Origin of the sequence: Streptomyces sp. NPDC088733 (assembly GCF_044751185.1) — a bacterium.
Classification (GTDB): Bacteria; Actinomycetota; Actinomycetes; order Streptomycetales; family Streptomycetaceae; genus Actinacidiphila.
Genome location: NZ_JBIVLH010000002.1, coordinates 483,091 through 502,253 on the forward strand (window position 1 = coordinate 483,091; position 19,163 = coordinate 502,253).

At 72.5% G+C, this 19,163-nt stretch carries 17 protein-coding genes; 11 read left to right on the top strand and 6 right to left on the bottom strand.

The genetic code is table 11. The features are described 5' to 3' along the window. The first annotated feature begins 19 nt into the window (after positions 1-19). The 5 genes from ACIP64_RS05515 (at position 20) to ACIP64_RS05535 (ending at position 4,337) form a co-directional block, all read left to right on the top strand. Entirely contained in the window at positions 20-1,513 is a 1,494-nt protein-coding gene (locus tag ACIP64_RS05515; RefSeq protein ID WP_401582177.1) for an IMP dehydrogenase, read from the top strand. Between the two features lie 94 nt (positions 1,514-1,607). Beyond that, the gene (locus ACIP64_RS05520; RefSeq protein ID WP_401582179.1) at positions 1,608-2,288 is read left to right on the top strand and encodes a TetR/AcrR family transcriptional regulator; all 681 of its coding nucleotides are present in this window, start codon (positions 1,608-1,610) and stop codon (positions 2,286-2,288) included. Between the two features lie 49 nt (positions 2,289-2,337). Continuing rightward, on the top strand, positions 2,338-3,549 hold the full coding sequence (locus ACIP64_RS05525; RefSeq protein WP_401582181.1) for a cytochrome P450: 1,212 nt from the start codon (positions 2,338-2,340) through the stop codon (positions 3,547-3,549). Positions 3,550-3,593: 44 nt separating this feature from the next. Beyond that, complete coding sequence (locus tag ACIP64_RS05530; RefSeq protein WP_401582184.1) at positions 3,594-3,815, top strand: ferredoxin; 222 nt, start codon at positions 3,594-3,596, stop codon at positions 3,813-3,815. Positions 3,816-3,881: 66 nt separating this feature from the next. Then, positions 3,882-4,337: a hypothetical protein gene (locus ACIP64_RS05535; RefSeq protein ID WP_401582186.1), complete on the top strand. Its 456-nt coding sequence runs from the start codon at positions 3,882-3,884 to the stop codon at positions 4,335-4,337. A 12-nt stretch (positions 4,338-4,349) separates the two neighbouring features. Here ACIP64_RS05535 and ACIP64_RS05540 read toward each other — a convergent pair whose 3' ends face one another. From ACIP64_RS05540 to ACIP64_RS05565, 6 genes are all read right to left on the bottom strand, one after another. Further along, positions 4,350-4,868, bottom strand: a complete 519-nt coding sequence (locus ACIP64_RS05540) for a hypothetical protein (RefSeq protein WP_401582189.1) — start codon at positions 4,866-4,868, stop codon at positions 4,350-4,352. Positions 4,869-4,897: 29 nt separating this feature from the next. After that, a complete protein-coding gene (locus tag ACIP64_RS05545; RefSeq protein ID WP_401582191.1) occupies positions 4,898-5,344 on the bottom strand; it encodes a hypothetical protein in 447 nt (148 codons plus the stop codon). A gap of 195 nt (positions 5,345-5,539) precedes the next feature. Then, positions 5,540-5,836 (bottom strand): hypothetical protein, encoded by a 297-nt coding sequence (locus ACIP64_RS05550; RefSeq protein WP_401582194.1) that lies wholly within the window; start codon positions 5,834-5,836, stop codon positions 5,540-5,542. Positions 5,837-5,972: 136 nt separating this feature from the next. Beyond that, positions 5,973-8,372 (bottom strand): SpoIIE family protein phosphatase, encoded by a 2,400-nt coding sequence (locus ACIP64_RS05555; RefSeq protein WP_401582196.1) that lies wholly within the window; start codon positions 8,370-8,372, stop codon positions 5,973-5,975. A 37-nt stretch (positions 8,373-8,409) separates the two neighbouring features. After that, on the bottom strand, positions 8,410-12,444 hold the full coding sequence (locus ACIP64_RS05560) for a HAMP domain-containing protein (RefSeq protein WP_401582199.1): 4,035 nt from the start codon (positions 12,442-12,444) through the stop codon (positions 8,410-8,412). Between the two features lie 264 nt (positions 12,445-12,708). Next, complete coding sequence (locus tag ACIP64_RS05565) at positions 12,709-13,182, bottom strand: SPW repeat protein (RefSeq protein WP_360903859.1); 474 nt, start codon at positions 13,180-13,182, stop codon at positions 12,709-12,711. Between the two features lie 346 nt (positions 13,183-13,528). Between ACIP64_RS05565 and ACIP64_RS05570 the strand changes: the two genes are divergently transcribed. The 6 genes from ACIP64_RS05570 to ACIP64_RS05595 all read left to right on the top strand — a co-directional run bounded on the left by ACIP64_RS05570 (position 13,529) and on the right by ACIP64_RS05595 (position 19,112). Continuing rightward, entirely contained in the window at positions 13,529-14,101 is a 573-nt protein-coding gene (locus tag ACIP64_RS05570) for a type 1 glutamine amidotransferase domain-containing protein (protein ID WP_401582203.1), read from the top strand. Between the two features lie 100 nt (positions 14,102-14,201). After that, entirely contained in the window at positions 14,202-14,885 is a 684-nt protein-coding gene (locus ACIP64_RS05575; RefSeq protein ID WP_401582205.1) for a 1,4-alpha-glucan branching protein, read from the top strand. Positions 14,886-15,013: 128 nt separating this feature from the next. Continuing rightward, the gene (gene glgA / locus ACIP64_RS05580; protein ID WP_401582207.1) at positions 15,014-16,180 is read left to right on the top strand and encodes a glycogen synthase; all 1,167 of its coding nucleotides are present in this window, start codon (positions 15,014-15,016) and stop codon (positions 16,178-16,180) included. Between the two features lie 49 nt (positions 16,181-16,229). Beyond that, on the top strand, positions 16,230-17,447 hold the full coding sequence (gene glgC / locus ACIP64_RS05585; protein WP_401582210.1) for a glucose-1-phosphate adenylyltransferase: 1,218 nt from the start codon (positions 16,230-16,232) through the stop codon (positions 17,445-17,447). A 117-nt stretch (positions 17,448-17,564) separates the two neighbouring features. Continuing rightward, positions 17,565-18,506: a DMT family transporter gene (locus ACIP64_RS05590; RefSeq protein WP_401582212.1), complete on the top strand. Its 942-nt coding sequence runs from the start codon at positions 17,565-17,567 to the stop codon at positions 18,504-18,506. A gap of 96 nt (positions 18,507-18,602) precedes the next feature. Beyond that, complete coding sequence (locus tag ACIP64_RS05595; RefSeq protein WP_401582214.1) at positions 18,603-19,112, top strand: hypothetical protein; 510 nt, start codon at positions 18,603-18,605, stop codon at positions 19,110-19,112. Positions 19,113-19,163 lie beyond the last annotated feature (51 nt).

A 19,163-nucleotide genomic window follows, 5' to 3' on the forward strand; every position in this document is an offset into this window, starting at 1 on the left:
GCTCTCCCTTGGAGACGACATGAGAATCCTCCCCGAGATCTCGCGCACCCTGAGCGAGTTCCTCCTGATTCCGGGCCTGACCACGGAAGACTGCACGCCGGACAATGTCGATCTCGGGGCGCCCCTGGTGCGTCACCGGGTCGGCGAGGAGGCGGGGATCCGCCTCGCCACCCCCATGGTGAGCGCCATCATGCAGGCGGTCTCGTCACCGACGCTGGCGGTGGCGCTGGCGCAGGCCGGCGGGCTGTCGTTCATCCACCAGAACCAGCGGATCGAGGACCAGGCCGCCGACGTGCTGACGGTCAAACGGCACAAGGCCGGCTTCCGGACCGGCGACGTCACCGTCGCCCCGGAGACACCGCTCGGTGAGGTCGCGCGGCTCCTGGCCGGCACCGAACAGGGCGTTGCCGTGGTCACGCGGAGCGGTGAACCGGACGGCGCGTTCCTCGGGGTGATCAGCCTCGACGACTTCCACCTGGAGCGGCACGGCGCCTCCGGCACCGCCCGCGACCGGATGCGCGGCCGTGACCGCCTGGTCACGGCGCCGGCCTCGGTGTCGCTGTCGGAGGCGAACGAGCTGATCTGGCATCACCACGTGGACGTGCTGCCGGTACTCGAGGACGACCGGGCCGTCTCCCTGGTCCTCAAGAGGGACTACCAGGCGCACAAGACGTATCACCGTGCCACCGTCGACGGCGGCAAGCGCCTGCGGGTGGGCGCCGGTCTCAACTCCCGTGACTTCAAGGACCGGATTCCCGCTCTGGTGGAGGCCGGTGCGGATGTCCTGTGCCTGGACTCCCCCGACGGCTATTCCGTGTACCAGGCGCGGACTCTCGAATTCGCCCGGGAGGCCTACGGCGACGACGTCTTCGTCGGCGCGGGGAATGTCGTCGACGGCCGGGCATTCCGCCATCTGGCCGATGCGGGCGCGGCGTTCGTGAAGGTCGGGATCGGGGGCGGGGCCATCTGCACCACCCGGGCGCAGAAGGGCATCGGCCGCGGGCAGGCCTCCGCGCTGCTCGACGTGGTCGAGGCCCGGGACCGCTACGCGCAGGAGACCGGGGTGTACGTGCCGCTGTGCTGCGACGGCGGCCTGCTCAACGACTCGCACATGGCGATGGCCCTGGCCATGGGGGCGGACTTCATCATGCTCGGCCGCTACTTCGCCCGGCTCGACGAGAGCCCGTCGCGGAAGCTCCAGATCGGCGGCCAGTGGTACAAGGAGTACTGGGGTGAGGGCTCGCGGCGGGCGCAGAACGCGGCGCGCTACGGTCAGCGCGGCGAGATGGTCTTCGAGGAGGGCGTCGACGGCTACGTGCCGTACGCGGGGAGCCTGTACGACAACGTGGAGCGGACCCGCGCGAAGCTCACCGCGACGATGATCAGCTGCGGGTCGACGAACCTGCGGGACTTCCACCGCGACGCGGTCCTCGTTCCGGTGTCCGCGGAGTCGTTCAAGCAGTCCGGGGCCGAGGTGCAGCTGCGGCGGCCCGCCATCGACCCCGGGGAGTGACCCGGCCGGAGCGGGCCGACGGCGCTCCCGTCCCCGCTCCCCGATCGGCGCTGCACAATATGTCAAGATTTGCTGCATTTTGTACGCTGGTCCCATGGAGCGTCGCAAGCAGGCCGCCGACCGTTCCGCGACCGCCCTGGACGCACCGCGTCCGGCCGGTCGCGGTCCGCGGGTGAGCCTGCGCGAGCAGCAGCGGGACCTGACCCGCAACCGGGTGCTGGACGGGGCGGTCACCGTCTTCACCACGACGTCGTTCGTGCACGCCACGATGGAGGACATCGCGGCGGCGAGCGGTGTCACCAGGGCCACGGTGTACGCGCACTTCGGCGGCAAGGCGGCGATCATCGCGGCGCTGTCCGACCGGGTGTACGCGGTCGCCGACAGCCTGTACGCGGATCTCGCCGCCGTCCCCGAGTGGACGCGCGCCACCGTCCGCGCGTGGCTGGACCGCGCGGCGGCGGACTGGCGCGCGCTGGCGCCCACGATCCGGGTGCTCTTCGCCGCCACACCGGCGGCGGCCGGTGACGACCAGAGCGTCCGCGAACGCTACGTGGCCGCGCACGAACGGTACGTGGACCTGCTGACCCACGACACCGCGCGGTGGCGGGGCGTGTCCCGCGAGGAGGCCCGGCAGCGGGCGCTGATGGCCGCGCTCCAGACGGGTTCGTTCCTGACCACATGGATCGCGGGCGGTCTGCCGGTGGGCACCGCCGACCCGCTGGACCTGCTCGCGGACGACCTCTGCCATCTGCTCGGCCCCGCGCTGCCGCCGTGAGGGCTCCCGCAGCGTCCGCATCCTCCACCCCCTGAGCGCAGGAGTTGCCATGGCCGTCACCGAACCGAGGACCTATCCCTTCACCGCGGCCGACCGGCTGACCGTGGACCCGGTGTTCGCCGAGCTGCGCGACAACGAGCCGATGTGCCGGGTCCGCTTCCCGTACGGCGAGCCCGCCTGGCTCGTCACCCGGTACGAGGACGTCAAGACGGTCCTGAGTGACCCTCGGTTCAGCCGGGCCGAGGCCGCCCGCCGCGACGAACCCCGAATGCGGCCCGGCCGGGGCCTGCCCGGCAACATCCTGGAACTCGACCCGCCCGAGCACACCAGGGTGCGCCGGGTCGTGGCGAAGGCGTTCACCGCGCGGCACGTCGAGCGGCTGCGGCCCCGCACCGAGCAGATCGCCGCCGGCCTGCTCGACGCGATGGTCGCCAAGGGCGCACCGGCCGACCTCGTGGAGGACTTCGCGCTGCCGCTGCCGGTCACCGTCATCTGCGAGCTGCTGGGTGTGCCGTACGAGGACCGCGCCGCATTCCGCGAGTGGTCGGACGCCCTGCTGTCCACCACGAAGTTCACCCCCGAGCAGGTCGAGGAGCGCACCCGCCGGCTCATGGAGTACATGGCCGGCCTGATCGCCCGGCGGCGGGACGGCTCCGCGCCCGGGGACGACCTGCTCAGCTCGCTCGTCGCCGCCCGGGACGAGGAGGAGCGGCTCTCGGAGCAGGAACTGGTGGTCCTGGCCATCGCGCTGCTCGTCGCGGGCCACGAGACGACGGCCACTCAGATCCCCAACTTCGTCTACACCCTCCTCACCCACCCCCGGCAACTGGAGGCGCTGCGCGCCGATCCCGGCCTGGTACCGCAGGCGGTCGAGGAGCTGATGCGCTTCGTCCCGCTGGGCAACGGCGCCGGGATGCCGCGCTATGCCACGGAGGACGTCGAGTTGAGCTGCGGCACGGTGCGGGCCGGGGATGCGGTCGTGGTCGCCGCCGTGTCCGCCAACCGCGACGCGTCGGTGTACTCCGATCCGGACCGGCTCGACCTGCGGCGCGAGGAGGCCACGCACGTCGGCTTCGGGCACGGACCGCACCACTGCCTCGGCGCCCAACTGGCCCGCATGGAGCTCCAGGTGGCCCTCGGCTCCCTGCTGGAGCGGCTGCCCGGTCTGCGGTTCGCGGACCGGGAGGAGTCCGTCGTGTGGAAGTCCGGCGTGGCACTGCGCGGCCCGGAGTACCTGCCCGTCACGTGGGATCGCCCCTGATCCCCCAACCCCACCCGCACCAACCGGCGACCGAGGACACGACCATGACCTGGCACATCACCGTGGACGAGCGCACCTGCATGGGCACCGGCTCCTGCGCCGGCATCGCCCCCGAGCACTTCGAGGTCCGGGACGGGGTCTCGCACCCCCGGCACCCGCAGACCGAACCGGCGGACGTCCTCGTCGACGCGGCCGAGTCCTGCCCCGTCGAGGCGATCATGATCCGGGACGCGGGCACGGGCGAGGTCGTCGCACCCGAGGAGTAGCGTTCCGTCCCGGCCGACGCGCGCACCGCCGGGGGCGGTGTCCGTGCGACCCCCTACCCTGCGCTCATGACCGCCACCCTCGGGGACCACCTCTCCCTGATCGATGAGCTGCTCGCAGGTCTGTTCCCGGAGACGGAGGCCGACGACGCGAATGGCTACGGCGGCCCGCACCACCGGGTGTGCGTTCTGTGGAACAGCCGGGACTTCTGGGACGACGACGGGCAGGCGTGGCGGGAGGCCGAAGCGGATGGGCGGGCCCGCCTGGACGCGCTGATCGCCGCGCTCGCGCCGCGTTGGGGCGCTCCGGTGCAGATCGACCTGTGGCCGTATCTCAAGGCCAGTATCGACGGCGAGGAAGTGCCCGAGCCGCTGTTCTCCCTCAGCCAGCAGTTCGTCAGCCTGCAAGCAGCGTGGCCGGTCCGGGATCGTGACCGCTGGCTCGCGCTCGCCGTGGGCCAGGCGGACAAGGAGCTGCCGTTCGAACTGCTGGCCGCGGTCGGGCGGGGGCCTGTGCCGGCCTGAGGTGGGCGGTGGTCACGTGGGAGGCGGGAGCTCTCCCGCCAGCCATGCTCGCAGCACCGCGAAGTCCCGTTCCGTCAGGCCCCGTCGAGGGTCGACGCGGTGCAGCAGGGCGTGCGCGCCCTGGGCGGCGACCCAGTCGCGGTCGGCGCCGGTGATCTCGTCGTCGGCCCACGCGAAGGGCCGTCCGGCCGCCCGGCACAGCAGAGTGCGGGTCTTCCAGTGCAGCCCCGCCCGTTCGTCGCGCACCTCCTCGGCGGACGGCTCCGGCCAGGTCACCGACGGCAGGGCCGGCAGGCCGAGCCGGGGTGCCACGGAGGTGTTGGCGTCCTCGGCCGTCCAGGAGGTCGCCCAGACCGGTTCGCAGGGCAGTGCCAGCAGTTTCGGACCGAGGGCGGGATCGATCCGGTCCAGCAGCGGGTTCGCGTCCTCCCCCGGGAACGCGGGAACCGCGGGGAACACGGGGTGGCCGGTCGGGGAGCCGAAGGGGATCAACGGCCCGTCGATGTCGAGGAAGAGCAGCGGGCGGGACATCCGGGCAGGCTAGCGGCTGCCCGCACCCGTCAGCCCGTGCAGCCGGTCCCGAGCGGGCTGACGGTGAGCCGGTCGCCCCTGTCGGTGCGGGTGGCGGTGTCGTAGGTGGCGGCGTCGACGCGGTACCAGACATCGTCGAGGCGTACGCACCACCGCTCGGTGTGCACGACGCGGCGGTATGCCTCGGTGCCGCGCGGGACCTTGTGGCAGTCGCGCTCGTGCTCGGTGGTGTACCAGGTCCGGGTTGTGCGGCGCTTGCCGGAGCCGCTGGACGAGGTGTGCCGCACCGGGCGCGTGCGGTCGGTGCACGCGTCGACCATGCGGGTCCGCGTGGCGGGGACCGTCTTCCGGGGGTCGTGCCGGTAGGTGTCGAGCACGCCGGTGACGGTGTCGTCCGGGGCCGCCTGTGCCGTGCCGGAGCCCGAAGGGGAACCGGCGCACGCGCTCAGGAGGGCGGCCAGGATGACGGCTGCCACAGCGGTGGCGTCCGGTCGGAGACGTCTGTGCACAGGTGTCGTGTGTCCTCTGTGTGACGGGGCCGCCCGGCTCGCGCGGCGCCGCCCTTTGTACACCCTGCGCCGATCATGACCGGCACCGGCCGGGCGGCTGTTCCGGGGACCCCGGTGCCATCAGGCCGGTGACGGTACGTCAACTACTGCTACCGAGGCCGGTCAGTGGTCGTCCCAGTGCCCCTCGTGGGCCGCGTGGCGGTGGCCGTCGTGCACGAAGTCCGTGTGGTCGCCGTGCCGCACCGCGACGTGGCCGCAGTCCTCGCCGTGCTGGTGGGCGTGCTCCCCGTGGGTGACGTGGGCGTTCTTGTCGCACTCGTCGACGTGGTCCTCGTGGGAGCGGTGCACGTGCCCGTCGTGGGCGTAGTCGGTGTGGTCGTCGTGCCGGAAGCCGACGTGGCCGCAGTTCTCGCCGTGGACGTGCTCGTGGTGGTCGTGGGGGTGGTGCGGGCTGGCCATCATGGACTCCTGGTTCCTCGGTGGCGTCCGCCGGCCGGGCGGCGGACCGCGATTCGGCGGCGACCTTAACTCGTCCGCGTTCATGCCGTTATGTCCGACACGGCATCCCGGTCGGCGGTGCCCGCCGGACGGTGCGTCAGATCACACGGATGCCGATGACGCAGGTGTCGTCGTCGGTGTCGGAGCGGCTGCCGGCGAGGAGCCGGTCGAGGCGCTGCTCCAGCGAGGATGCGGCGGCGTCGCGGGCGGTCGCCAGCAGGTGGGCCACCGAGTCGGTCACGGAGCTGTCCCGGCGCTCGACCAGGCCGTCGGTGTACATCAGCAGCGTGTCCCCGGGGCGCAGGCGCGTCTCCTGCTCCTCGTACGCGGTCTCCGGAACGGCGCCGAGCAGGATGCCCTGCCCCGGCGGCAGGGTCGTCGCCTCCTCCCCCCGCAGCAGGGCAGGGGGGAGGTGGCCGGCCCTCGCCCAGCGCAGCGAGCGCGTGGCGGGGATGTACAGGCCGCAGACGACGGTGGCCGTGACGCGGTCCGTCAGGTGGTACGCCACGACGTTGAGCCAGGACAGCAGTTGCCCGGGGCCGGCGCCGGTGACGGCGAGTCCGCGCAGGGCGTTGCGCAGGACGACCATGCTCGTCGCGGCCTCGATCCCGTGCCCCGCCACGTCGCCGACGCACAGCAGGACGTGCCCCGACGGCAGCACGACCGCGTCGTACCAGTCCCCTCCGACCAGGGACTCCGTCTCCGCGGGCCGGTACCGCACGGCGACCTCCAGGCCGGGGGCGTCCAGCGGTCCGCGGGTGGGCGGCATGATGGCGTGCTGCAACTGCAGGGCGAGCCGGTCGCTTTCCGCTGCCTGCTCCTCGGAGTGGGCGAGCCGGTCCTGTGTCGCGGCGAGTGCCACCTCCGTCCAGTGCTGGGAGGAGACGTCCTGGTAGGCCCCGCGCACGGCGAGCAGCCGGCCGTCGGTGTCCAGCACCGGTTCGGCGACGACGCGGATGTGCCGGGTGACGCCGTCGGGGCGCCGCAGCCGGAAAGCGACGGAGGCGGCGCGGTGGTGGCGCGAGACCGTGCGCAGGAAACGGCCGATCGCCGCGGAGTCGTCGGCGTGGGCGTGCAGGCGCAGGTCCTCCAGCGGCACCGGGGCGGAGTGCTCGTTCTTGCCGTACAGCGCGAACAGTTCGCTGTTCCAGGTGATCTCGCCGGTACGCACGTTCTCCTCGAAGCCGCTCAGGCCGCCGAGGCGCTGGGCGTGCTGCAGGAGGTCGTCCAGCCGGGCGGTCTCGTCCTCGGGGCGCCAGATCAGCAGCAGGTGCGCGCCGTGCCGGCTGATGCCGACCTCGGCGACGACGGTCAGCTCGACGTGCTCGATGAGCGAGGTGAGCACCATGTGCCGGGCACGGAAGGGTTCGCCGGTGGCCAGGACGCGCACGGCCGCGTCGAAGACATGGCCGTCGCCCGCCCCCGAGGGGTAGGCCTCCAGGAGGGTGGCTCCGCTGACGGCGCCGCGGGGGCGTCCGGCGGGGTCCACGAAGCTCGCGTTGGTGTGGCTGATGCGGAAGTCCGTCACGTTTCCGTCGCTGCCGGTGAGCGGTGTCAGCACCACCGCGGGGTCGTGGAGTGCGTCGCAGATGTCGATCAGCTCGTCGACCGGCAGCGGACCCGGCACCCCGGGGACGGGGACCAGGGTGTGCGCGCACAGTCCGGCCATCGCGTCGATCTGCCGCAGGACCGCCGGGGACAACGGGGGCGGCTCCTCCGGCCAGCAGATCTCCAGGACGACGTCGACACGCCCGCCCGCGCCCGCGGGCACCGCGATACGACCGCCCGCGCCGCACTCCGGCCGCATCGAGGGGACGTCCTCCCGCGGGGCCGGAGCAGCGCGGAAGGAGAGCGCCGCGCGCGCCTCCAGGGCCCGGCGGGCGACGGTCGCCACGGCGGGCGGCACGTACCGCCAGCGCCGTGCCTCGGGTTCGGTGTACCCGGCGTGACCGGCCAGGGTGAGGGAGCCGTCCGGTCCCGCCGCCCAGATCGCGACGGCGCAGGCGCCCAGCGGGGCCAGCGCGTGCTCCAGCAGTGACGACGCGACGGTCTGCGTGTCCGTGGCGGCCAGTGCGCCGCTCTCCGCGGTGCGCAGGCGCACCCCGGGAGGGGGGCCACCGGCGTCCGCCGGATCCGCCGCGGGCCCGTGCGCCGCGACCTCGCCGACGGCGTCGGCGGCGTCGCCGATGCGGTCGTGCGCCGCGTCGTTGACCACGTCCGCCGCCAGTTCCAGGCGGGGGACGCCCGCGGCGGCGGCGAGCCGGGTCAGTTGCCGGTCGGCCTCGGCGGGGCCGCAGCCCAGCCGTGCGACCAGTACCCCCTTGGCCAGTTCGATGAGGGCGCGGCCGTCCGCCACGGCCTGGGCCTCCTGGAGTTGCCGCCGCAGGCTCTCCACCGTGGCGGCGAGCCGTCCGGCAGCGGCCGCGGACGGCGTCACGTCCGGGCGGGCGGGTTCCGGATCCGGCCGGGCCGGTCCCGGGCGGTCGGAGGCGGTCACGTCGGCGGCTGTTCCCCGGCGGTCGGTGCGGGTCGTTTCATGGGGCCAGCCAGTAGCGCACGCGGGAGAGCAGGTCGTCGGCGTCGAAGGGCTTGGTGACGTAGTCGCTCGCGCCGGCGGCCAGGTTCTTCTCGCGGTCGCCGGGCATCGCCTTGGCGGTGACCGCGATGATGGGCAGTCCGGCGTACTCGGGCATCCCGCGGATCTCCGCGGTCGCGGCGTAGCCGTCCATCTCCGGCATCATCACGTCCATCAGGACGAGGTCGACCTCGGGGTGGGCGATCAGTGTCTCGATGCCGCTGCGGCCGTTGTCCGCGCGCAGCACGCGGATGCCCCGCAGTTCCAGGATGCCGGTGATGGCGAACATGTTGCGGGCGTCGTCGTCCACGACCAGCACGGTGCGCCCGGCCAGGGACGGCGCCGCGGGCTCGTCGTCGGCGGCGGGCCGCGGGGCCGGCCGGGGCGGCGCGGGTGGTGCGTCCGCGGGCCGGCGGGGCGACAGGTGCGCGGCGATGCGTGCGCGCAGTTCGTCGAGACCGGTGAGGAGTTCCACGCGTTGTGCACCGGCCTGCGCCCGCAGGACCGCGTCCGGCTCGGTGTCGCCGGAGCCGCCGCGGTACGCCAGGACGGGGACGGACGCCAGCGCGGGGTCCTGCCGCATGTCCCGGACGATACGTGCGGCCTCGCCCTGCGGCAGTCCGAGGTCGAGCACCACGCACTCGACGCGCCCTGCGGGTACGCCGGGTTCGGCGGGTTCGGCGGGTTCGGCGGAAAGCACCGCGGCCGCCTCGGGCGCGCCCACGGCGGTGACGATGTCGACGGTCTCCTCCGGTGGCGGCGCGCCGGGACCGGTCACCAGGTCGGCGAGGGCGCTCTCGGCGACCAGGGACAGCAGCCCGCGGGGCCGCGGTTCGACCACCAGCAGGCGGCGTTCGCGTCGTGGCGCCGCCTCCGGGGCCGTGCCGCCCGCCGCGTCAGATGCCGTGGTCGCGTCGGTGGTCGCGCCGTCGCCGCCGCAGGGCTCCATCGCGGCGGCGCGGCCGAGGGCCGGCTCCGGCGCCGGTTCCTGTGCGGCGCGCGGCACGCGGGCGAACGGCAGGTAGAGGGTGAAGGTGCTGCCGCTGCCGAGAGTGCTCCGGGCCGTGACCGCGCCGCCCAGCAGGTGGGCGATCTCCCGGCTGATGGACAGACCGAGGCCGGTGCCGCCGTACTTGCGGCTGGTCGTGCCGTCGGCCTGCTGGAAGGCACCGAAGATCGTCTCCAGTTGCCGCTCGGCGATGCCGATCCCGGTGTCGGTGACCCGGAACGCGATCGCGCCGTCCTCCGCCTCGACGTCGGGGGGCAGTTCACCGGCCGCGACCGCTTCGACGCTCAGCCCCACCTGTCCCTCCTCGGTGAACTTCACCGCGTTGGACAGCAGGTTGCGCAGCACCTGCCGGAGCCGGGCCTCGTCGGTGCGGAGCGCGTCCGGGACGCCGGGCCCGGCGGCCACGTCGAACGCGAGTCCCTTCTCCGTGGTCATCGGCCGGAACGTCGCCTCGATGTACTCCACGATCCGCCGCAGCGGGATCGGTTCGACGTTGACGTCCATCTTCCCGGCCTCGATCTTGGACAGGTCGAGGATGTCGTTGATCAGCTCCAGCAGGTCAGAACCGGCCGAGTGGATGATGCCGGCGTACTCGACCTGCTTGGGCGTGAGGTTCCGGGTCGCGTTCTGCGCCAGCAACTGGGCGAGCACGAGCAGGCTGTTGAGCGGTGTGCGCAGTTCATGGCTCATGTTGGCCAGGAACTCCGACTTGTAGGTCGAGGCGAGGTCCAGTTCGCGGGCCCGGGCCTCCAGTTCCTGGCGGGCCTGCTCGATCTCCAGGTTCTTGATCTCGATGTCGCGGTTCTGCGCGGCCAGGAGCGTGGCCTTCTCCTCCAGTTCGGCGTTGGACCGCTGCAACTCGTCCTGCTGCACCTGGAGTTCCTCGGAGCGGGCCCGCAGCTCCCCGGCCAGGCGCTGGGACTCCTGCAGCAGTTCGTCGGTGCGGGCGTTGGCCAGGATGGTGCTGACGTTGACGCCGATGGTCTCCCTCAGCTGCTCCAGGAAGTCGCGGTGCACGGCGGTGAAGGCCGCGAAGGAGGCCAGTTCGATGACGCCCAGCACCTGGTCCTCGACCACGACCGGCAGCACGATGAGGCCGGCGGGGGCCGCCGACCCCAGCCCGGAGGAGATGACGTAGCCCGCGGGCACCTCGTCGACGGCGATCGTCCGGCGACTGCGCGCGACCTGGCCGACCAGGGACTCGCCGAGCGCGAAACGCTCCCCCGCCCGGGTCCCGGAGGGCCGGCCGTAGGAGCCGACCATCCTCAGGACGGTGCTGTCGCCGCTCTCCTCGGCCAGGTAGAAGGCTCCGTACTGGGCGTCGACAAGGGGGGTCAGCTCGTCCATGACGAGCTCCGCCACCACGTCCAGCTCGCGGTGGCCCTGGAGCAGGCCGGAGATGCGCGCCAGGTTCGTCTTGAGCCAGTCCTGCTCGCGGTTGGCGCGGGTGCTCTCGCGCAGGGAACCCACCATGGCATTGATGTTGTCCTTGAGCTCGGCGACCTCACCGGAGGCGTCCACGGTGATCGAGCGGGTGAGGTCGCCCTCGGCGACCGCGCTGGCGACCTCGGCGATCGCCCGGACCTGCCGGGTCAGATTGCCCGCGAGCTCGTTGACGTTCTCCGTCAGGCGCTTCCAGGTGCCGGACACGCCCTCCACCTCGGCCTGGCCGCCGAGCCGCCCCTCGCTGCCGACCTCACGGGCGACCCGGGTGACCTCGGCGGCGAAGGCGGAGAGCTGGTCGACCATCGTGTTGATGGTGGTCTTCAGCTCCAGGATCTCGCCCCGGGCGTCGACGTCGATCTTCCGTGAGAGGTCGCCCCTGGCGACCGCGGTGGTGACCTGCGCGATGTTCCTGACCTGACCGGTCAGGTTGTTGGCCATGGAGTTGACGTTGTCGGTCAGGTCCTTCCAGGTGCCGGCCACCGCGGGAACGCGGGCCTGGCCGCCGAGCCGCCCCTCGGTCCCGACCTCGCGGGCCACCCGGGTCACCTCGTCGGCGAACGCCGAGAGAGTGTCGACCATGGTGTTGATGACCCCGGCCAGGGCGGCCACCTCGCCCTTCGCCTCGACCGTGATCTTCTGCGAGAGGTCGCCGCGGGCCACCGCGGTGGCGACCTGGGCGATGGAGCGGACCTGCCCGGTGAGGTTGGAGGCCATCACGTTGACGTTGTCGGTGAGGTCCTTCCACGTCCCGGACACGCCGCGCACGGTGGCCTGGCCGCCGAGGTTGCCCTCGGTGCCGACCTCGCGGGCCACCCGCGTCACCTCGTCGGCGAAGGCGGAGAGCTGGTCGACCATCGTGTTGACGGTCTCCTTCAGCTCCAGGATCTCTCCCCGCGCGTCCACCCTGATCTTCTGGGACAGGTCGCCCCCGGCGACCGCCGTGGCGACCTGCGCGATGTTCCTGACCTGACCAGTCAGGTTCCCCGCCATGAAGTTCACGGAGTCCGTCAGGTCCCGCCACGTGCCCGAGACGCCCTGGACGTCGGCCTGCCCGCCGAGATTGCCCTCGGTCCCGACCTCGCGGGCCACCCGCGTCACCTCGTCGGCGAACGAGGAGAGCTGGTCGACCATCGTGTTGACGGTCTCCTTCAGCTCCAGGATCTCCCCCCGCGCGTCGACGTCGATCTTCTGGGAGAGGTCGCCCCTGGCGACGGCGGTGGTGACCTGCGCGATGTTCCTGACCTGGGCGGTCAGATTGCCCGCCATCGCGTTGACGGAGTCCGTCAGGTCCGCCCACGTCCCGGAGACGGCGGGCACGTCCGCCTGGCCGCCGAGCACGCCCTCGGTGCCGACCTCGCGGGCCACCCGCGTCACCTCGGAGGTGAAGAGCGACAGCTGGTCGACCATGCCGTTGAACACGGTGGCGATCTCGGCCAGCAGACCGTCCCCGCCGTCGGGCAGACGGGTGCCGAAGTCGCCGTCGCGCACTGCCGTCAGGCCCGCGAGCAGTTGCCGCAGTTCCGGCTCCTCCACCGACATGCCGCCTCGTTCCCGTCGCCTGCTGGGTGCGTATGGCACATATGGCACATGAGTGGCGCATGGGGTCGCCGCCCCCGCCCGGTCGGTGCGGGGCGGACGATCGGCAAGGCCATCTCCCAGTAGACCGCCGGGAGGACGCGCGTGCCAGGCCAGTCCCGGGGACGGGGATCGGCGGAGGGCGCCACCGGCATGCGGTGCCGCCCTCCGCCGATCCCCGTCCGGCGGTCCAGGTGACCGCCCGGCAGGGTTCCCGCGGGATGCCGCTCAGATGCGCCGGCCGCCGCCCGGCGTGGGGTCGGGCACCTCGCGGCGCATGCGCTTCGTGCCGGGACGCATCGTCGCCGCCGCCAGCGCGAGGACGAGCATGATCACGCCGACGACCACGTTGTTGGTGATCGTGCGGGTGGTGGCGACGCTTCCCGCGATGCACCACGGCGAGATGATCGTCCACAGACCGATGATCGCCGCGGCCCACGCCATGGAGTGCGTGCGCTCGAACCCCCGCCCGATACCGCCCATCAGCAGGGCGTACGCGACGCCGGCGATCAGGTTGGCGACCGCTATCGTCGACAGGCCGTTGAAGCCGACGATCCATGGAGACGCGGCCAGGTAGGTGCCTGTGACCAGGCCCATGGCCTCGATCGCCTGCCCCCGGTTGGTCGCTGTCGTCCGCTCGTACTCGGCGCGGAGCTCAAGAAGGTCCGGGTGCTCCTCGATGCTCGGTCGCGTGTAGGCCATCGAAACCATCTCCGCTCATTTCGGGCTTTTCGACCATCAAATACCCCTGTTGGGGCAATTGAGTCGTCCGAATCGACATGGATTGGCGTGGGCACGGCGGTACGGGGTGAAGTAACGGCCAACGATCACGGGAGGCTCGGCGGGCATCACGTACGGTGATCGGTTTCGGTGCGGAGAGCCCGGCAGGGAGCGGCCTTCGACCGCCGGTCCCGAGCCGGTTGGGCATATGCCAATATTCCGCATCTACGAGATAAAGGTTTCATTACGTACGTTTTCGTCACAGAGGGTCGGGCAGACGCCGTTCGTCCAGGCAGCCGCATCCGCGGCACTCAGGAAAGGCACCACCATGGCCGATCATCCCCTCAGCGGTCACCGTGTCCTGGCGATCGCCACCAACTACGGCGTGGAGCAGGACGAACTCGTCGTCCCCACCGAGCACGTACGCGACGAAGGCGCCGAGGTGACCATCGCCGCCGCCCTGGACGAGCCCATCGTGACCCTCGTCGGTGACAAGGACCCGGGCAGGACCGTGCGGCCGACCACCACCTTCGACAAGGTGGACCCGGCCGACTTCGACCTGCTCCTCATCCCGGGCGGCACCATCAACGCAGACGCGCTCCGCCAGAGCGAGGAAGCGATCGGCATCGTCCGGTCGTTCGTCTCCTCCGGCCGGCCCGTCGCCGCGATCTGCCACGGCCCCTGGGCGCTGGTGGAGGCCGATGCCGTGCGGGGCAAGACCCTCACCTCGTACGCGTCGCTGCGGACCGACATCGGCAACGCCGGCGCCGCGTCCTGGGTGGACGAGCCCGTGGTGAGCGACAGGACCGGCGGCTGGACCCTCGTGACCTCCCGTACGCCGGACGATCTCGACGCCTTCGTCGCGGAGGTCGACAAGGCGCTGACCGGCACCGGCCGCTGAACCGGCACCTTCCCTTCCAGGTCCCTCCCCGGCCCGTGGGGCGGATGGCACGATGAGGGACTGCGCGGACTGCGCTCGCCGAGGGGAAGGCTTCACGGGAATGTCCTTGATCCACCGCACCACACTGTCGCCCACCAAACTGGAACTGCTCACCCAGTGGCTCCCCGGACAGCCGTGGTACGCGGGCACGGACCGGCTGCCCGAACTGACCAGGTCGGGGGGCTTCCGCCTGGACGACCCCCGGGGCGAGGTCGGCCTGGAGTTCATGGTGGTCACCGACGCCGGCGGGGACGGTGACGGGGCGGCGTACCACGTGCCGCTCAGCTACCGCGGGGCCCCGCTGGCGGGGGCCGAGCACGCACTGATCGGCACCACGGAGCACGGCGTGCTGGGCACGCGCTGGGTGTACGACGGCACCCATGACCCGGTGCTCGTCGGCCAGTTGGCGGCCTTCGTGCGCGGCGAGGCCGAGGCGCAGGCGCAGAGCGTGAGCGACACCCCCGATCCCACCGTGGGCCGCTCCTGGTCAGGGCCCGCGAGCGTCCCGGCTCCCGGTCCCGGCACGGTGGCGGACGGGCCCGACGGCACCACGGACGTGCTCCTGGACGGCGGCGCGGACGGGCGGCTGGTGCTGCGGGTGGCCCGCGCGCTGCGCCCGGTCGCGGACCCCGGGGCGGCGGGCAGCGGCGGCCTCGGGCATGTCGACGCCCGCTGGCGGTTGCCCGGCGGCGGCGAGGCCCGCGCCGTCTTCGTCACCGTCCACGACGGGACGCCCTCCGAGTAGGCCGCGGTTGCGGGTCGGAGAACGCCCGGCCCTCTCCACAGATCCACGGCGGCGGCGCACAATGCGGGTCGAACGACGTTCCGCGGGGCAGGGATGTCCCGACACGGCGACGCAATCTGGAGGCGCCCGTGAAGGTGGCCCTGCTCACTCGCGAATACCCACCGGACGTGTACGGCGGCGCCGGCGTCCATGTCGAGTTCCTCGCCCGCGAGTTGCGGGCCCTGACGGACCTTCAGGTGCACTGCTGGGCCGGGTCGGGGGCGGACGACCCGGCAGGGGTGCTCCGGCACGCCGCGGACGCCGGCCTCGCCGGGGCCAACGAGGCGCTGCGGAGCCTGTCCGTGGACCTGTCAATGGCCGCCGCCCTGGCCGGGCGCGACCTGGTGCACTCGCACACCTGGTACGCCAACCTCGGCGGTCATCTCGGCAAGTTGCTGCACGGCATCCCGCATGTGATGACCGCCCACTCGCTCGAACCCCTGCGTCCCTGGAAGGCCGAGCAACTCGGCGGCGGGTACGCCCTGTCCGGCTGGGCGGAGCGCACCGCGATCGAGGCGGCCGACGCGGTCGTCGCCGTCTCGCACGGCATGCGCGCGGACATCCTGGAGTCCTATCCGGCCCTGGACCCGTCCCGCGTGCACGTGGTGCACAACGGCATCGACACGCGGCTGTACCGGCCCGACCCCGACGAGTCCGTCCTGCACGCCCACGGTATCGACCCGACCCGCCCGTACGTCCTGTTCGTCGGGCGCATCACCCGGCAGAAGGGCGTCCCCCATCTGCTGCGCGCCGCCCGCCGCCTCGATCCGGACATCCAGCTCGTGCTGGCCGCCGGAGCCCCCGACACACCGGCCGTCGACGCCGAGTTCCGCGATCTGGTGGAGCAACTGGGCCAGTCCCGCAGGGGGGTGGTCTGGATCCCGGGCATGCTGCCGCGCCCGGAAGTGGTGCAACTGCTCACCCACGCCGCGGTGTTCGTGTGCCCGTCGGTGTACGAGCCGCTGGGCATCGTCAATCTGGAGGCGATGGCCTGCGGGACCGCGGTCGTCGCCTCGGCCGTCGGCGGCATCCCGGAGGTGGTGCGGGACGGCGTGACCGGGGTGCTCGTGCCGTACGAGGAGAAGGACCCGGCCGGCTTCGAGGAGGGCCTGGCGGCCGCCGTCAACGCCGTCGCCGGCGACCCCGCCGCAGCGGCCCGGATGGGTGCGGCGGGCCGGGAGCGCGCGGTGGCCGAGTTCGGCTGGGACGCGGTGGCCCGCCGCACGGTGGACGTGTACGAGCGGACCCTCGGGTGAGCGGGCAGGGAACGTGCGAACAGCAACGGACCAGGGGTAGGGGGAAGCGATGCGCGGCGGACCTTCAGTGCTCGGAATCGTTCTCGCGGGCGGGGAGGGAAAGCGGCTCATGCCGCTGACCGCCGACCGCGCCAAACCGGCCGTGCCCTTCGGCGGCGCCTACCGGCTGGTGGACTTCGTCCTGTCCAACCTCGTCAACGGGGACATCATGCGCATCTGCGTGCTGACGCAGTACAAGTCGCACTCCCTGGACCGGCACATCACCACCACCTGGCGGATGTCCAATCTGCTGGGCAACTACGTCACCCCGGTCCCGGCGCAGCAGCGGCTGGGCCCGCGGTGGTTCCTCGGCAGCGCGGACGCCATCTTCCAGTCCTTGAACCTCGTGTACGACGAGCAACCGGACTACATCGTCGTCTTCGGCGCCGACCACGTGTACCGGATGGACCCCCGTCAGATGCTGCGCCAGCACATCGAGAACGGCGCGGGCGCCACGGTCGCCGGGATACGCGTCCCGCGCGACCAGGCGTCGTCCTTCGGCATCATCACCCCGGCGGCCGGCGGCATCCGCGTCGAGGAGTTCCTGGAGAAGCCGGCCGACCCGCCCGGCCTGCCGGGCGACCCCGACCACGTCTACGCCTCCATGGGCAACTACATCTTCACCACCAAGGTCCTGCTGGACGCCCTCCACCAGGACGCCGAGGACGACGACTCGGTGCACGACATGGGCGGCAGCATCATCCCCCTGCTCACCGACAAGGGGCAGGTGCAGGTCTACGACTTCGACGACAACCACGTCCCCGGCGAGACCGCCCGCGACCACGGCTACTGGCGGGACGTGGGCACCCTGGACGCCTACTACGACTCCCACCTGGACCTGATCTCGATCAACCCGGTCTTCAACCTCTACAACAACCAGTGGCCGCTCTACACCCACTCCCTGCGGCTGCCGCCCGCGAAGTTCGTCGCCGGGGGCATCGCGAGCGAGTCCATGGTCAGCCCGGGCTGCATCATCTCCGGCCAGGTCACCCAGTCCGTGCTGTCACCCGGCGTCGTGGTCGAGGAGGGAGCCGTCGTCCAGGGGTCGGTCCTCCACGACAACGTGCGCATCGGCCGCGGGGCGGTGGTCCGCCGGGCCATCCTCGACAAGAACATCACCGTGCCGGCGGGCGCCACGATCGGCGTCAACCCCGACCGCGACCGCGAGCTGTACCACGCCTCGGCCAACGGCATCATCGCCCTCGGCAAGGGCCAGCGCGTGCTGTGATCCGCTCCGGGCGGGCCCGGATCCGCGCGCGCCGGCCGACGCGTCGCGCGCGTGCCGGACGGATGCCAGCGATTACTTTGGGATCGGTGTGGGAGGTGAGGCAAAGGAGATCCCCGGGTGCAGACCGTCCTTGCCGTGCTGTTCGCGCTCCTCGCGGCTCTCAGCAACGCGCTGGCCACCGTACTGCAGCGCTACGCCGCCCGCACGGTGCCGCTCACGACGGGGCTGCGGCTCGCCCTCATCGGGGAACTGCTGCGCAAGCCCGTGTGGCTGGTCGGCTTCGGCGCGGTGATCGCCGCGGCCGCGTTCCAGGCCCTGGCCCTGCTCAACGGGGAGCTGACCCTCGTCCAGCCGCTCTTCGTCCTGGAGCTGCCGTTCGCGATGTTCCTCGCGGGAATCGTGCTGCGCCGGCGGCTGCCGCCGCGCGGCTGGGCCGCCGTCGCCTGCATGGTCGTCGGGCTGGGCGTCGGCCTGTGGGCGGCGTCGCCCAGCGGCGGGGTGAACCAGCCGCGTCCCGAACTGTGGGCGGCGGCCCTGCCGGCCTGCTGCGCCGCCGTCCTGCTCCTCGTCGCGGTCGCCGCCCGCCGCCCGGAGGGGCGGGTGCGTGCCACGTGCTTCGGAGCGAGCGCGGCCATCTGCTACGCGCTGACCGCGGGGCTGCTGAAGGACGCCACGCAGGTCTGGAACGACGAGGGCCCCGGGGCCTTCTTCACCGCGTGGCAGACCTACGGCTTCGCCCTCGTCGGGGTCGCCGCCGTCTTCCTCCTGGAGAACGCCATGCAGTCGGGGCCCCTCGTCGCCTCGCAGCCCGCGCTCACCCTCGGGGACGCCACGGTGAGCCTCGCGCTGGGCGTCACCGTCTTCGAGGAGCGGCTGCGGGGCGGCTGGTACGTCCTGCCGATGCTGCTCGGCGCGTTCCTGGTGATCTGCGGCGCGCTGATCCTCGTCCGCGTCCCGCTCATCCACACCCTCGTCGGACCGGGCGCGTCGGACGGTGAGAAGGACGGCCGGAAGGACGGCGGGAACGGCCAGGACGGGCAGGCCGCGGGCGCGCGCTGACAGCCGACAGGCCGTTCCGGTCGCGGTGCACGAAAATGGAACGGACATCCACACCCCCGCCGGTCGCCCACCGGGCGACGCGCAGGAGGGAGCACCATGTCCGTGGCGAACCGTCCCCCCGTCCGGCCCCTGATGGAGCCGCATTACGACGCCTCGATCGTCGACATCCGCGACTCGCTGCTCACCGTGCCCGTCCTGCTGATCGGCGGATGGCTCTTCGTGGCGGGCTGGCCGCTGGCCTACCCCAACACGCCCATCGCCAACGGCGCGCGCATGGTGGACCTGGTCTTCGCCACCGTCCTCATCCTGAACGGGTTCTCGCGTGTGTCGAGAACCCGCGGCGCGGGCAGCGACATCCTGACCGTCTTCTGCGGCGCGTGCCTGGTGGCGGCACCCTTCGCGTTCGGCTACTTCGGCGAGGACTCGGGGGCGGGGCTGGCGTACCTGAGCCAGATCGTGACCGGCGCCGCCCTGATCGTCCTGGGGCTGGCGAGCCTGGCCCTGTTCCGGCGCGGCCAGGCGGTGGCCCGGCGCGCCGCGGCGGACGCGGCGCGGGCCGGCGACCGGAGCGCCGACCGGCCCCGTACCCGGACCCGCAGCCACTGACCTGCCCGCGCCCCGGAACGTCGCCGGAAAACGCCAGGTGTGATCGTGCCC